This window comes from Methanosphaera cuniculi, assembly GCF_003149675.1.
GTDB classification, from domain to species: domain Archaea; phylum Methanobacteriota; class Methanobacteria; order Methanobacteriales; family Methanobacteriaceae; genus Methanosphaera; species Methanosphaera cuniculi.
In genome coordinates, this window is record NZ_LWMS01000044.1 from 1 (window position 1) to 14247 (window position 14247).

17 protein-coding genes are annotated in these 14247 nt (G+C 28.7%); all 17 read left to right on the top strand.

The features are described from left to right. The first annotated feature begins 304 nt into the window (after positions 1 to 304). Positions 305 to 1342 carry a hypothetical protein gene (locus tag MSCUN_RS06270; protein WP_095607985.1) on the top strand — a complete coding sequence of 346 codons (1038 nt, stop codon included), beginning with the start codon at positions 305 to 307 and terminating at the stop codon, positions 1340 to 1342. A gap of 340 nt (positions 1343 to 1682) precedes the next feature. Continuing rightward, complete coding sequence (locus tag MSCUN_RS08455) at positions 1683 to 1811, top strand: hypothetical protein (RefSeq protein WP_275542256.1); 129 nt, start codon at positions 1683 to 1685, stop codon at positions 1809 to 1811. Positions 1812 to 1877: 66 nt separating this feature from the next. Then, positions 1878 to 2279 (top strand): hypothetical protein, encoded by a 402-nt coding sequence (locus MSCUN_RS06275; RefSeq protein ID WP_095607986.1) that lies wholly within the window; start codon positions 1878 to 1880, stop codon positions 2277 to 2279. A gap of 99 nt (positions 2280 to 2378) precedes the next feature. Continuing rightward, positions 2379 to 2954, top strand: a complete 576-nt coding sequence (locus MSCUN_RS06280; protein ID WP_095607987.1) for a hypothetical protein — start codon at positions 2379 to 2381, stop codon at positions 2952 to 2954. Positions 2955 to 3198: 244 nt separating this feature from the next. Continuing rightward, entirely contained in the window at positions 3199 to 4989 is a 1791-nt protein-coding gene (gene nrdD / locus MSCUN_RS06285) for an anaerobic ribonucleoside-triphosphate reductase (protein ID WP_095607988.1), read from the top strand. 13 nt (positions 4990 to 5002) lie between these two features. Further along, complete coding sequence (locus MSCUN_RS06290) at positions 5003 to 5443, top strand: hypothetical protein (protein ID WP_095607989.1); 441 nt, start codon at positions 5003 to 5005, stop codon at positions 5441 to 5443. Continuing rightward, positions 5440 to 5892 (top strand): hypothetical protein, encoded by a 453-nt coding sequence (locus tag MSCUN_RS06295; RefSeq protein WP_095607990.1) that lies wholly within the window; start codon positions 5440 to 5442, stop codon positions 5890 to 5892. The genes MSCUN_RS06290 and MSCUN_RS06295 overlap by 4 nt, the downstream gene beginning before the upstream one ends. 17 nt (positions 5893 to 5909) lie before the next feature. Continuing rightward, positions 5910 to 6431, top strand: coding sequence for a dCTP deaminase (gene dcd / locus MSCUN_RS06300; protein ID WP_095607991.1), 522 nt, complete (start codon positions 5910 to 5912; stop codon positions 6429 to 6431). Positions 6432 to 6453: 22 nt separating this feature from the next. Next, the gene (locus MSCUN_RS06305) at positions 6454 to 6960 is read left to right on the top strand and encodes a hypothetical protein (RefSeq protein WP_095607992.1); all 507 of its coding nucleotides are present in this window, start codon (positions 6454 to 6456) and stop codon (positions 6958 to 6960) included. An 8-nt stretch (positions 6961 to 6968) separates the two neighbouring features. Next, positions 6969 to 7499, top strand: a complete 531-nt coding sequence (locus MSCUN_RS06310) for a dTMP kinase (protein WP_095607993.1) — start codon at positions 6969 to 6971, stop codon at positions 7497 to 7499. Between the two features lie 6 nt (positions 7500 to 7505). Then, on the top strand, positions 7506 to 8024 hold the full coding sequence (locus MSCUN_RS06315; protein ID WP_095607994.1) for a TFIIB-type zinc ribbon-containing protein: 519 nt from the start codon (positions 7506 to 7508) through the stop codon (positions 8022 to 8024). Positions 8025 to 8385: 361 nt separating this feature from the next. Continuing rightward, on the top strand, positions 8386 to 8613 hold the full coding sequence (locus tag MSCUN_RS06320; protein WP_095607995.1) for a hypothetical protein: 228 nt from the start codon (positions 8386 to 8388) through the stop codon (positions 8611 to 8613). Between the two features lie 79 nt (positions 8614 to 8692). Further along, positions 8693 to 9124, top strand: coding sequence for a hypothetical protein (locus MSCUN_RS06325; RefSeq protein WP_143744843.1), 432 nt, complete (start codon positions 8693 to 8695; stop codon positions 9122 to 9124). 53 nt (positions 9125 to 9177) lie between these two features. Then, positions 9178 to 10557 carry a terminase large subunit domain-containing protein gene (locus MSCUN_RS06330; RefSeq protein ID WP_095607997.1) on the top strand — a complete coding sequence of 460 codons (1380 nt, stop codon included), beginning with the start codon at positions 9178 to 9180 and terminating at the stop codon, positions 10555 to 10557. Then, entirely contained in the window at positions 10554 to 11990 is a 1437-nt protein-coding gene (locus tag MSCUN_RS06335; RefSeq protein WP_095607998.1) for a hypothetical protein, read from the top strand. Before MSCUN_RS06330 ends, MSCUN_RS06335 begins: the two co-directional genes overlap by 4 nt. 21 nt (positions 11991 to 12011) lie before the next feature. Continuing rightward, a complete protein-coding gene (locus tag MSCUN_RS06340) occupies positions 12012 to 12905 on the top strand; it encodes a hypothetical protein (RefSeq protein WP_095607999.1) in 894 nt (297 codons plus the stop codon). A gap of 85 nt (positions 12906 to 12990) precedes the next feature. Continuing rightward, the gene (locus MSCUN_RS06345; protein ID WP_095608000.1) at positions 12991 to 14205 is read left to right on the top strand and encodes an XkdF-like putative serine protease domain-containing protein; all 1215 of its coding nucleotides are present in this window, start codon (positions 12991 to 12993) and stop codon (positions 14203 to 14205) included. Positions 14206 to 14247: the final 42 nt, after the last annotated feature.

Here is a 14247-nt window from a genome sequence, read left to right on the forward strand (position 1 = left end):
ATATATAATATATAATATATAAAATGTTACCTATGTTACCTATGATTTAAATGTATACGTATAATAACAATTTTTTTATTATTGATATATATTATATATAAGGGGTGTTTTGAAATTAAAGGTAACAAGTAACATTTACTGTATCTCTTACAACACACAGTTATTTTTCGGAATGGAAGGGGTGTCCGGCGTTTTCGTATAAAACGTAACATTTGGTAAAAATAGTAACATTTTTTTTGTATTATTCCATTATTTTTTTGGATATATGAATTATTTATTTAGAATATGGAGATGTGAATAGTTTATGATTAATGATTGTTTATTACCTAAGATTGTTTATGATTCTAAATTATTTTCTAATAATCAGCGTTATGTTGTAGTAGTACCTGGTGGATTGAAGGATATTAGTACTTCACCTTTCTTTTATAAGGGGGGTAGGATTGGGCGTTTCGGGAAAAATAAAACGTCTCATCTTTTAATTGATAGGTATATGGATTATGTTAATATTCTTGGTCGTGTTGATAATTATAATAGGAATAATCCTAATCATTTATGTAATGTTTTTATGAATTGTTATCCTGATCCTTTGCATGTTTATATGATTATTCTTGATTTTGATGGTGATGGTGATTTATCTTCTGTTTATCGTGAGGTTAGTCATTGTTATGATATTGTTATGGATAAGGGTTTTAATGCTGTTATTGTTATGAGTGGGAGTAAGGGTTTTCATTTGTATATTCAGATTCCTTGTACTAATTTTTCTGGTCATTTGGATGATAAGGCTTTTTTTATTGAGTATTGGAAACAGTTAATTAATTATAATAGTAATGGTTATAAGTTTCTTGATGAAAATCATTTCCGTAATGGTCTTGGTGGTAATATTCGGTTGATTGGTAGTGAACATCCTAAGGCAAATGGTGGACGTACCCGGATTTTTAAGGGTTGTTTTTGTGATGTTGATTGTTTTGATAGTGATGCACTAGAATATCATGATTACTTATTGGAACAGTGTGAAATTGCTAGTAATAGGGCTTATGATATGAAACAACGAAAAATAAAACAAGCAGCAGCTAAGAACCTTAAACTTAGTAGTAAACATGGATTTAATCCGGAAGAAATAAATTTACGTGTACTGTTTAAATCACTTTATCCTGGTAATTGGTATCGTGATTTTGAGCGTTATAGTATGTTTCGGTGTCCTTTTCATGGTGAAGAACACGCGTCTCTTATGGTTTTTCATGATTTTTTCATTTGTAAGTCTTGTGGTGAACAGGGATATCTTAATAAGTTGGTTTCTATGAATGTTTTATCTTGGAAAGAGTTAGAGGATATGTATTCTTAATTTTTTTTATTTTTTTTTCAATTTTACTTTAATTTATTATTTTTATCTACATTTGTAGGTAAAAAAGTATATATACTATTAAATACATAATATTTATTACAGAGAAAAAGGGGGTGAAAATCATAAGTATAATAATATTTATTATACTACCAATAATTTATATTGCAAAAAATACGCATATCAATATAAATTACTGGGTATTAAAATTTAAAAAAGAATAAGGGGTTTCCCTTATTCTTACTATTATTATACTTATAACATATGTTTCTAATAATATATATAAATTCTTTGAATATTCTCAAACAAAAATTGATTAATCAATTATAGGAGGAAACATATAATGAAAAAAGATATAACATTGCATGGTAGGAATGGTGAAGTAGGTTTAAGTATTGAAATAATCAATCCTATTATTGCACTAAAAAAAGATCTAAAGACATTAAGACAACTTATTAGAATATTTATTTAAAATAATTAAATATTCCTTTTTTATCTTTTTTTTAAAAATAAACTTAACAGGAGGAGTACATTAATTATGGACATGGTGTTAGGTTCTGGTGAAAATGGTTTATTTGTCCAGTACATTGGAAAGATTAATAAAAAAAATGTAAAACAAAAAATAAAAGGTAAATTGTATTCATCTAATCATTATCGTATTTCTATACCCGTTCCATTAATCAAATTTTTAGGTACTGATAAAATATTTATGAAACAGTATTCTAAAAACAAATATAAATTATTAATTCATGATGAAACAGACACAATTCCTTTATATTTTAGGACATTGAATCCTAAATCAAAATCACCACGATATGTGTTGACCTTACCTAAGAAATTCTTTGGATTTCTTGATTATGAATATCAAGATGATATGGTTATGAATATTTTTTGTTATGTTAAAGATAGTCAAACTCATGTAGATTTATACATATTATAAAATAAATATACGCGACCATAAAAAAAGTAGATTAATAGGCATGTAGATAAATAATACTAAAAAAAATGAAAGATTACATTTTTTTGGAGCTATGATAGGATGATTAATAAAAAAAAGATATCAATATTTTTAATAATTTTAATAATACTTCTCATGTTTACAAGCTGTATAAATGCAATGATAGATTATGGAGAAGCTGAGGTAAAACCTGTAAATGTAACAGTTACATATAAAGATCATAATACAACAAAATATGAAGGAGATAGAGGCTTAGAAATAATTAGTTTTACAGATGAATTAACAGGAATGGAATATACAGCCAACTTTGCTAATATGGGTGTAATACGAACATTAGCATACATGACAAAAAGACAATTTAAATTCAATGATACAATATGTATAAGATATCAATTTGATAAGGATTTCCCAGAAAGTCGGTCGGTTGTAGAAATTAAAGGTAAAGATGGAAAATACATGGCTTTACTAGATGAATCCCGTTCTGATTTATCTGATGAAGAAAAATCATACTTCGACAACTATGATGATCTCAGAGAAGAATATCTTGCAAAACAAAGTAAGAGTAGTAGTGAATCCCATGTTTATCATGAATCTAGTAAAAAGAAATCTGGATTTTATTATGGTAGTCATGGATTGGGATATTATAGATCATTTTAAGAGGATTATTTTTATTCCCTCTTTTTATTCTTCTTTTTTTTTATTTTAATATTTATTTTTATTTTTATTATTTTAGTTTATTGTTTCTTTATTTATTTTTATAGTACTTTATTAATTGATTATTTTTAGTATTTGATATTGATATGATATTCTATTTTATGTTATTTATTCCTTGTTAACTTGCTTACAACTTCTTACATATACAATATTATTATAATAAACTACACTGGAGTAACCATAAAACATGAATGACGATCTAAACATATCAAGAAGTAAAATAATAGGGCATATATACGAAGAAAACAGAGAAAATGCTAATATCATACGAAGCCCTGAACAAATACTATGGCATATAGGTAATGACATAATGGAAGAAGTAGCACTAAGCAAACTACCAAGCAACTTAAGACGATTACATACAAGTGGTAAAGTTCACTTCCACGACCTATCAAGCTTGCCGTATAGATCGATGAATTGTTGTCAGTCAGATGCTCGTTTTATAGCAATGATGGGATTACGTGCGGCTGGAACAACAGGGCGTGGTGTATATGCTAAGCCTGCAACAAGACTTAAAAGTTTTGTCCACCAGTTGAGCGAAGCTATGCACGCTGCACAAAGTAACCTAAGTGGTGGACAAGGAATGCCACACTTAAATGTATTTATTGCTCCTTTCGTTGCAGATATGGGTTATGAAGAAATAAGAAAAGGTATTCAAAGTTTTATATATAATTTGTCTGTACTTTATAGTAGTAGGGGGAGTCAAACAACATTTAGTAGTGTACAACTGGATGTTGGTATGCCTGATTTTTTAATGGATGAACCAGCATATGCTAATGGTGGAAATGTTGTAGGAACTTATGGTGATTTCGTAGAGGAGTCACAGAAAGTATTACGTGCATTTACTGAAGAAATGCTTAAAGGTGATGGTAATGGTCATCCTTTCCTTTTCCCTAATAGTATTTATACTCTTCGTAAGGAAAGTTTTAATGATGAATTTGAAGAAGAATTAGAATTAGCACATAGAGTTAGTGCTAAACATGGTAATAATTATTTTCTTAATTTAACTAATAAAAGTACTCCTGAAGATGTTAGTGTTATGGGTTGTCGTACACAGTTGGGCAGTGACTGGACGGGTAATCCACTAACGGATTGTCTTCGTTGTGGTAATCTTTCTTATGTATCATTGAACTTACCTCGTATTGGTCTTGATTGTCGTGGTAGTGAAGAAAGTTTCTTTGAAATACTTGGTGAACGTATGGACATGATACGTGAATTCCTTGCTCTTCGTCGGGGACAAGCTAAGAAATTATGGGGTTTAGATACTTTTCCATTTCTTAATCAACGTGATAAAAATGGGGATCTTTATTATAATATGGATAATTGTACAGATTCATTTGGTATTGTAGGAATGAATGATTTATGTCACAATATGCTTAATAAAGGTATTGAAACATTAGAAGGTCAAGATTTCGCACTACGTGTACTTGATTTTATGAATGAACGAAAAAATGAGTATAGTGATATGAATCCAGATATTCGTTATAGTATTATTGGTAGTCCTGCAGAAAGTGCTTGTGGACGTTTTGCTATAATGGATAAAAAATTATATGGTGATAAAGCATATTGTAATGGATCTGAGGGAGAATATTATTATAGTAATAGTTGTCATTTTCCTGTAGATACTGAATATGGTCTTATTGAAAAGATTAAATGGGAATCTAAAACTCATCCTCTTATGACTGGTGGTGCTATTCTTAATGCCTGGATAGGTGAAAGTTATACTACTTGGGATAGTCTTCGATCTTTTACTGATAAAATTTGTAATACTGATGCTCGTTACTATACTTTTAGTAGTGCTATGACTATTTGTGATCGTTGTGATATGGTTATGAAAGGTATTCAAGATACTTGTGTCAGATGTGGATGTACTGATTCTCTTCGTACTCTTGATAAGATTACTGGTTATCTTCAAAATACTAGTGGATGGAATAATAGTAAACAACGTGAATTTATTGATCGTAAACGTAAATGGTAAAGGGTGAATTGTAATGTCTGAATTTAAAATATTAGATACTGAATTAACTTATACTTATAGTACTAGTGATGATAATACTATGAGTTATGTTATTAGTCCTATTGATAAAAAGGTTTATCATCGTACTGAGTTTTTTGATGGTGATGTTGAATGTGAAGTTGTATTTTTTGGTTGTCCTGTACAATTTAAATATTATTATCTTGATGGTAATCTTATGATTAAATCTACATGGGTAAGTAATTTATATGAAAATGGTATATTTTATGATGATACTATTCCGAATATGGAAGATTGGCTTATCCGTGATGGTCTTGTAGGTTCTTTTAATAAAACTAATGTAACTGGTATTATTAATATATTATTTAATTGTTTTGTTGAAATGGGATTATGTCCTCCCATTAATATAACTAAAGCTATTGAAAAAAGTATTGAAAATGATGGTGATTTATTATGACTATAAAAAATGATGGATATCTAAAAGAAACAATTACATATACATATGAAACGAGTCGTGATGGTTATAGAACACAATTAGAATGTAATCCAGAAACTAAGGAAGTATGTAACCTGGGGGGATATGTAATGAATGCACATAAAAGAGGACTTCGTAAACGTTTAATTAATGCTTGTCCTGTTTTTTTTGAAATTCATAGTATGAAAGATAATATTTTATATTTTAATTGTATTTGGATTAGTAAATTGTATACTAAACCTATTCGTATGAGACGTGTTTCTGTAGATGATATAGGAGATAATCTTATGAATATGGGTTTATTTTTGGATACGTCTACTATTATTTATGATTTTGATGCTGTTATTAATATGATTATATCTTCTTTTGTTGAAAATAATCTTTGTAAACCTTTTGATAATATTGATAGTGATGAAATAGTATTCTACTAAAAATATAGGAGTATTTTATGACAGTTTGTAGTGATAAAACATTAAAAAGACTTATTCAAACAGAACAATTAGTAATTCGTCCATGTCCAGAAGATGAACAATATCAACCTGCTAGTATTGATCTTAGACTTGCTAATGATTGGGTTAAACTAAAAAAAGGTTCTAAGATTAGTCATGTAAGATATGGTAGTAGTGAATATATTATCCAACCTGATGAATTCTTACTTGCACGTACATTAGAACATGTAGAAATACCGCCCCATATGGTAGGTCGTGTAGAGGGTAGAAGTAGTTATGGACGACTTGGTTTAATGATTCATATTACAGCAGGTTTTATTGATCCAGGTTTTAAAGGAACAATTACTCTTGAACTGAAAAATATTAGTAGTAAACCTATTATTCTTCATGAAGGTGATTGTATTTGTCAACTTGTTATGGAGTATCTTGATTGTCCTTGTGAAGTTCCTTATAATGGGCATTATCAGAATCAAGAACTTTGTGGACGTAGTGTTTTATCTGATAAATTTGTAAATGAATAAAATATGGGAGATTTTGTTATAAATGTTTAATGAAAATGAATTACATCAATGTAATAATTGTGGTAACTGCAGCCATGAACATGTAAATATTAATACTGGTTCTGATGTATTTGTTAAGTATGAAGAATTACTTGAAAATGCTAAACATGTAATGAGTGATACTGAAATAACTTTTAAAGAATATATTAACAATTTAAATGATTTTGAATATAAAATATCTGTTCTAAAAAATGATATGGATTATATGGCAGATATGATTGATGTACTTAATAAGAAACTTAAAAATATACATGAAAGTTCATTAGCTCTTAATCATAATGTGGATTTTTTGGTGTCTAAATATATTTCAGATTGTAATGATGAAAAAGTACATTCTGATATTGATTGGATTATGGAATATGCTATTGATGATTCATTAACTGAATCTGATTTAATTGATTTATTATGTGATCATGAAGGTTTTTCCAGTGAAGATATTCTTTATATTATTAGACGTTTTAATAATCTTAAACGTAGTAGAGAGGAGTAATTTAAATTATGGCTGAATATATAGTATTTGAAGGAATTGATGGAGCGGGTAAATCTTCTCTTATAGAACTTCTTCATGATAAATTAATTAATGATGGATATAATGTATTATGTATCCGTGAACCATCACATGAAATTTTAACTAATCCTAATGATGATGTTATTTCAACACTTGAATTTGCATTAGATCGTATGAAACAATTTAAACGTATTGATTTTGAAGCATATGATTATGTTATTAGTGATCGTTCTTTTTATAGTAATATTGCATACCAGGGTACATCTGAATCTAAAATAGAATGGATTGTTGGTGTTAATAGTTTTGCACGTCGTCCTGATCGTTTTATTTTTGTTGATATTGCTGGGGATACTAGTTGTAAACGTGAATTAGGATTTGTTGATCCTGATATGGCTTTATTCCTTGATTGTTGTCGTGAACGTTATCTTTATTTACTTCCAGATAATCATTTACTTCTTGATGGTAATGTTTCTTTTGAAGATAATTTAGAACGTATTATGTTATATCTTTTGAGGGGATGATTAATATTGGAGTTTATAAAATGTGAAGAGTGTGGTGGTAAGTTATTATTTGATGTTTTACATCATGAATATTATTGTAAAGATTGTGGACTTGTTGTTGATGAGCCTTATTATTTGGTTGATGAACATGATTTTAATCCTATTCGTACTCGTCATGATTATTGGAATTGGAATGATACTCCTTTTCTTCATAAAGTTGGTTGTAAATCATGGAATAATTCTAGTGTATATAGGCAGCAACGTAAGAATTTGTGTCTTAGATATATTATGAGTTATCTTGAACTTAATAGTGATGAAAAGAAATTTGTATATTATATTTTGGATCATTTAACTTTAAAAGAATTACATGGTAATGCTTCTTGTAATACTATTTATGCTGGTGTTTGTAGGTATGTTTTAAAGTGTAGTCGTCCTTTGATTCTTAGACAGTTTTGGTATTCTACTGGTATTTTTAGAGATGTTGGTCTTACTGCTAGGGTTTTTCATGTTATTGAAAATAATATTATGAGTAAAATTAGTGGTTAAATTATTTATTTTTTGATTTATCTTTCTTATATATCTAGGATTTTGTTTTTATCTTTGTAATTGTTTCTTTTTTGGTTTTTATTTGATTTCCTTGTTTATTTGTTTTAGTTGCTATGTAGTAATATAATTAATGAGAAAGGTTTTATTTTATTTTATAAATGATTTATTATTTTTTTTTTAATCCTTTTAATGAGAATTAATGATTATCTTACAAAAAAAACTAATTAAAGATAAAATTAAAAGTAGGGAAAAAAAGTACTTTCTCATATTATTTTCTAAAGAAGATAAATGAAATGTTAAAGAATATTTTTTAAGGGAAATTATAAAAAAAACTATTTAAAAGGGAGGTATGTTACATTAAATGATTTACAATAATCAAACAATAATAGCAATACTTCTAGGTGTAGGTTTACTTGGTGGAATATATTTAAGAGATCAAAATATTATTCTTACAATCAGTGGTGCATTGGCTGGTATGCTTACTGTTTCTAAAAGTGATAAAGTTACAGAAGTACAAAAAACAACAATTATACCACCTGATGAACAAATACAAGAAAAAGAATCTATACCTGTTGATGAAGGAGCATAGTACTATATAATTTTATTTAAGGGCGGGAAATTATCTTTTTTTCATTTTTGTAATGTAATATGTATATTTAAAAGAATAAATGATTAACAGATTCCGACTAGGCTTGCTTAAAAACAACAATATAAATAGTAATAAAATAGAAGATGAAGGCATGGATAATAAAATATCAAATGAAGATAAACTTCATAAAATTGAATATAGAGTATCTGTGCTTGAAAAAGATAGTGAAAGACAATACAAAGCTACAACAGAAACACTAGAACATATAAGCACACAATTAAATGAAATAACTGTTTATATGCGTGATACTTATGCAGAAAGTAAAGTAACTGAACGTGCATTAAAAGAACATGTTCATGATATAGCAAGACTTGAAAATGAACTTAAAGAAAGTAAAATTGAACTTCATGAAGAAATAATTAGTGTTGATCAAGCACAACGTAAATGGTTGTATGGTGTAGTTATGGCTGTTTTTAGTGTACTTGCTGCTCAACTTCTTATATTACACTAAAAAAAAGAGCGTAAGGATTTAGAATAGGTAGGAGATTATCAAAGGTTATTATTATGTTAGTAAATTATGATGAATTACAACAAAAAATCACCGATGAACAAAAAGGACTATATGGACTAACAATATTAGATAATCCTTATATACCTGTAGATCCTTACCGCGAACAAGCACTTACAATCATGGATGACAGTGCATTTAAACTAATTAGTGGAAGTGCATTCAGTGGAAAAAGTATGCTTCTTGCAATTCTTGCCGTACAATATCTTACACTCCCAGATTATAGATGTGTAATAATGCGTAACACTTATGACCAACTAATGGCTCCAGGTGGTGTTATGGATACTCTTAAAGATTGGCTTTTGCAAGAAGAAGATATTACTGATTCTAGAGGAAATGTTGTACAAAAAGGACTTGGAGATCTTACATGTACTTTTAATCAACGTAATAAATGTTTTATAAGTCCTATGGGTGGACGTATTTATTATGACTTTGCAAATAGACCTGGTGTACTTAACAAATTTAGGGGAAATACATATCAACGAATTATTGTAGATGAAGGTACAGAACTTGATCCAGAAATTCTTGACTTTCTTCCTCGTAGTTTAAGACGTGATTATGGTGTTAGTATTCCTCTTAATTATATTATTGCTACTAACCCTAGTCTTAGCCGTGGACGTGAATATATAAAACCTAACTTTGTTGATGATAATAGTCCTAATCCATATTTTAGATTAGACTTTAAAATGAATCCACACATAAGAGCAGATGAATATGATGCAATGCTTTCACGTATGAGTCCACTCCAACAAGCATTTATGCGTTATGGAGATTGGGATTTTGTATTAGATGAAGGACTTTTACTTACACGTAAACAATTTGAAGATGCAACAATAAATGAAACAGATTATAATTGTAGTAATTGTTCTTATGGTGTGATTGGTGTTGATCTTGCTGCTACTGGTTCTGACAAAACAAGTATAACTTATATGATGTATATGAATGATGGAAAAATAGTTATTCATGATAATATTCTTATTAGTGATAGTTTTGTAGAAGAACCTCTTATTCAATTTATAGAAAAACAACCATTAGTTCATACTGTAGTATTTGAAAAAGAAGGTGGAAGTGCAGCAGAGTATAGTAAAAAACACTTTGAAAATGTTTTATTTGATGTACAACAAAGATGTCACTTTTTTATTGAATTTAGTAATGTAACTGAAAATAAATTTGAACGTGCTAGACCTTTAGCAAGAGGAATAAGACAAGAACATGTACTTATTAAACGTAGTCTTGATAATTATAATACATTACTTAAACAATTTATGTATGTTACACCAGATAAAACAAAGATGCGTGAATTTGCAAGTCCTGATATGCTTGATTCATGCACAATAGGATTTAATTATCTTAATCAGTTATTGGGGATTATATGAAATCTAATTATACATTAAGTAAAGATTATAAAGAAACAAAGATGGGTGTTGATGGATACCTTTCTGAACAATTAAAGCATATATCACAACAGCAAAGTATTAAACCTAATGATGATACACTTCAAACACGTATTTATCCTCTTGTTCCATTATCTGAAACACGTTATATTTATGATCATTGTAGTATGCTTCGTAAAATTATAGAAGTAGAAGCACAGGATGTAATACTTAATGATTATACACTTTCAGATAGTGAAGAAGATACATACAACTTTGATATGTTTTGGAATGAAAAAAATAAATACCAATTATATCTTGCAACAATTGAATTTTATCTTTATGGATATGGATGTTGTGAACTTAAAACAACTGAAGATGAAAATGGTAATATAAAATTTTATTCATTAACACAAATTTCTGCACCTACAGTTCAAGTTATACGAGAGAAATATGAAATCCCAGGCGTTGCAGGAGGGGTAGATTTCTTTTATTTAACACAAGAAGTAGGAAGTCGGCGTGTAAAACTTAGATTTTCACATAAGGATTATGCTTTGTTAGATGAGAATGAAATAGAAGATTATAGTACTGGTTATGCTCTTTGGATAGGTTCTGGTATTGAAAGTGAATGGTTTGCAAGTCCTTTATGGCTTCAATGTAAAAATAGTTTACTTACAAGTATCATGGTTGATGATTTAAATAATGAGAAAATTTACAATGGAAATATTCCAGCTGGTGTAATGGTTTTCACAGGGCCTCCACAAATTAATCGTGAAGGTGAACCACGTATTGAAGATAAACTTAAAGAAGATCTTCGAAGTTGTGGTAGTGGAACTGTATTTAGTTATATTACAAGTAGTAGTAATACTACTAAAGTAGAATGTGATTATACTGCTCTTGAAGATAAGAATTATGAATATTTACAAGGTCTTAAAGATGATGCTATTCAAACAATTCTTTCAGTTTATGCTATTCCTAAGATTCGTTTAATGATTGATGATGTTAAAGAATCTATGAATAGTAATAAGAGTGAAACTATTTATGAAGTATATAATAAATCTCTTATGCTTCAACAGTCTTTCTTTAAACAAATCATTAACAGATTTAATCATGTATACCTCGGAGTGCATAGTGATATAGTTATGGGTTTACCTGAATTTGTAGAAAAAACAAGTTCACAAACTGATATGATCATGCAGTTATGGGATAAAGGATTACTTACATTAAGACAAGCAGTTCAAGAAATAGGAGATATACTTCCAAATATTGATCTTGATGAATTAATTGGCGATGAATATTATATGGATCAAAGATTTTACCAAGGTAAATTACTTGGAAGTGTAGAAGGTATTGATGAAAGTTATGATACTGTTACAGATGAAGTAAATGAAGCATTTCAAAAGTTAAAACGTTCAGATGATGAATTCAAACTATAAAAAGAAGAGGTTTAAAATAAAATGAATTCTGATGTACTGAAACTTTTTCGTTATCGTGATGCTTGTTATATCATGAAAAGTCGTAGAGATCCTGTTACATGGATATTGCATCAGTATATGCTTTATAAATTAATAAGTGCATGGCGTGATGATGAAAATTTATTTGAATCTGTTAAAGATTATGCTAGTTTTACTGATAATGATATGATTAAAACATTATTTGCAGGATTAGTTATAGGTTCATTATTTAGAAGTGGACGACCTCTTGTAAATGATAATAATATTACATCATATCTAAGATCAGCTAATGAAACACATATTAATAATCGTATTAGTCGTAATATTGTTAATGATAAACGTATTAGTAATGATATAGGTGTAACATGGAAACTTAGAAATCTTACACAACAATTAAATAAATTCTTAATACCTCATCAAATACAACATGCAGAAAATATGGCTGATCAAGTATTACGTACAACAAAAGTTACTAGTAAAATGGCAATTAATGTAGTACGAGAATATGTAAAAAGAGGAACTGGACGATTTAAAGATTTTGATGCAATAAGAAGAAGTAAGATACGAACAGAACAATTACAACGTAATTTTCATATGACTATAGATCAAACTGTAGATTATCATAAAATGCAATTATTACCAAATCGTTGGAAACCTGCACGTAAAATATGGGTATGGCATCCAAACGAAGCAACAAGACATAGTAGTATGAGTGGTGCTACAGTTGATTTAGATGAAGATTTTAAAGTTGTTAGTGATGCTGGACGTTGTCCTATTGCTTATATGCGTTTTCCTCATGATAGTCATGCACCTGTGTGTCAAACTGCTAATTGTTATTGTACTGTAAGGTATGAAAAGGCAGACGGTACACCTGTTCGTGTAAATGTATTTAAATAGAACATAAAAAAAACTTTTTCAAGCATTTTTAAAGATTTTGAAGAAAAAAAAATAAAATAAAAAAATTTATAGGAATAATAAGAATATGAGTCTTAATCAAAATGATTATATTTATATAAGGGCTTGTGTTGTTGCAAATGGAATACCAGATCAAGATGGGGATAAATTAAACAAAGAAGATATTAAAAGAATCTTTTCAAATTCCATTCATCTTAGTTGTGATGTAAACCATGATTTTATACCACGTGATGGAATAGATATCCTAGAAAATAGTATAACAGATAGTGATGAAAAATTAGGAGATATCACTGTACCATCTGGTAGTTGGATGGTAACTATTCGTACAAATAATAAAGATATAATTAAATTAATACAAAACGGGGAATTAAGAGGAACAAGTCTTACTGGAATTCCTGACCGTGATTTAGATGTACACAGTATGGATAGAGTTACATATGCTGATATTAAAAAGTATGATAAACTTAATCCTACTTTTATATCAATTGTAGAAGAGGGAAATAATCGTATTCCTTTTGTTGTTATGGATTATAATACATATGTTACTAAAGGTTCTCAGCAACTTTCTTATAATGATCTTGTTGCTGTAATTAAACAATTTATTCCAAATGAACAAAGACCAGAACAAGCAGATTTAACTAGAACACAAGTTCTATCAGATAGAAAAAATGGTGATAATGTGGATAATGAAACACAAAAAGTAGAAGAAAAAGTAGTTGATAATGAACAAATTACTAAAAAAGATCTTCGTTCATTCCTTGATGGTATCCGTGAAATGATTGGTAAACCAGCACAAGGAACAGAAGAAGAAAAAGTAGAAGAAGTAAAAAAAGAAGCAACACCAACCACAGATGAAGATGAGAAAGTTGATGATGTTGCTGTTGAAAAAGAAGCTGTAGTTGAAGAAGAAAAAGTAGAAGATGTAGCACCAACAACAAAAAAAGGTGGTATTGATGAAGCTGTTATTATGTCTAAAATGGATGCTCTTCTTGAAGCTATGAGTAAAATTGTTGATGAGATAGGTAATAATGTTGAAGATGTTGCTGTTGAAAAAAAAGCAGTAAAAGGAAAAGATTCTAAAGGCTGTGCTGTTGAAAAAGAATCAGTAGATGAAACAGTTGAAAAAGAAGAAGATGATGATGTTCAACCTGTAACTAAATCCATTAAAAAAGGAACATCTGAAACTATTAAACCTGAAATTATAGGCTCTGAAAATAAACCTGAAAGACGTGATTTTGCATATCTTACAGGACGTGATCCATTCACATTTAGAAAATTATAAACTCCAATTTTTTTGATATTTGAAATAAGAAAAAGAATTAAA

Bases quoted from the DNA above. Each gene is read 5' to 3' on its own strand.
- MSCUN_RS06330 (WP_095607997.1), top strand. From the start codon at position 9,178: ATGTTAGTAAATTATGATGAATTACAACAAAAAATCACCGATGAACAA.
- MSCUN_RS06320 (WP_095607995.1), top strand. From the start codon at position 8,386: ATGATTTACAATAATCAAACAATAATAGCAATACTTCTAGGTGTAGGT.
- dcd (WP_095607991.1), top strand. From the start codon at position 5,910: ATGACAGTTTGTAGTGATAAAACATTAAAAAGACTTATTCAAACAGAA.
- MSCUN_RS06295 (WP_095607990.1), top strand. From the start codon at position 5,440: ATGACTATAAAAAATGATGGATATCTAAAAGAAACAATTACATATACA.
- MSCUN_RS06270 (WP_095607985.1), top strand. From the start codon at position 305: ATGATTAATGATTGTTTATTACCTAAGATTGTTTATGATTCTAAATTA.
- MSCUN_RS06290 (WP_095607989.1), top strand. From the start codon at position 5,003: ATGTCTGAATTTAAAATATTAGATACTGAATTAACTTATACTTATAGT.
- MSCUN_RS06275 (WP_095607986.1), top strand. From the start codon at position 1,878: ATGGACATGGTGTTAGGTTCTGGTGAAAATGGTTTATTTGTCCAGTAC.
- nrdD (WP_095607988.1), top strand. From the start codon at position 3,199: ATGAATGACGATCTAAACATATCAAGAAGTAAAATAATAGGGCATATA.
- MSCUN_RS06325 (WP_143744843.1), top strand. From the start codon at position 8,693: ATGATTAACAGATTCCGACTAGGCTTGCTTAAAAACAACAATATAAAT.
- MSCUN_RS06340 (WP_095607999.1), top strand. From the start codon at position 12,012: ATGAATTCTGATGTACTGAAACTTTTTCGTTATCGTGATGCTTGTTAT.
- MSCUN_RS06305 (WP_095607992.1), top strand. From the start codon at position 6,454: ATGTTTAATGAAAATGAATTACATCAATGTAATAATTGTGGTAACTGC.
- MSCUN_RS06335 (WP_095607998.1), top strand. From the start codon at position 10,554: ATGAAATCTAATTATACATTAAGTAAAGATTATAAAGAAACAAAGATG.
- MSCUN_RS06310 (WP_095607993.1), top strand. From the start codon at position 6,969: ATGGCTGAATATATAGTATTTGAAGGAATTGATGGAGCGGGTAAATCT.
- MSCUN_RS06280 (WP_095607987.1), top strand. From the start codon at position 2,379: ATGATTAATAAAAAAAAGATATCAATATTTTTAATAATTTTAATAATA.
- MSCUN_RS08455 (WP_275542256.1), top strand. From the start codon at position 1,683: ATGAAAAAAGATATAACATTGCATGGTAGGAATGGTGAAGTAGGTTTA.
- MSCUN_RS06345 (WP_095608000.1), top strand. From the start codon at position 12,991: ATGAGTCTTAATCAAAATGATTATATTTATATAAGGGCTTGTGTTGTT.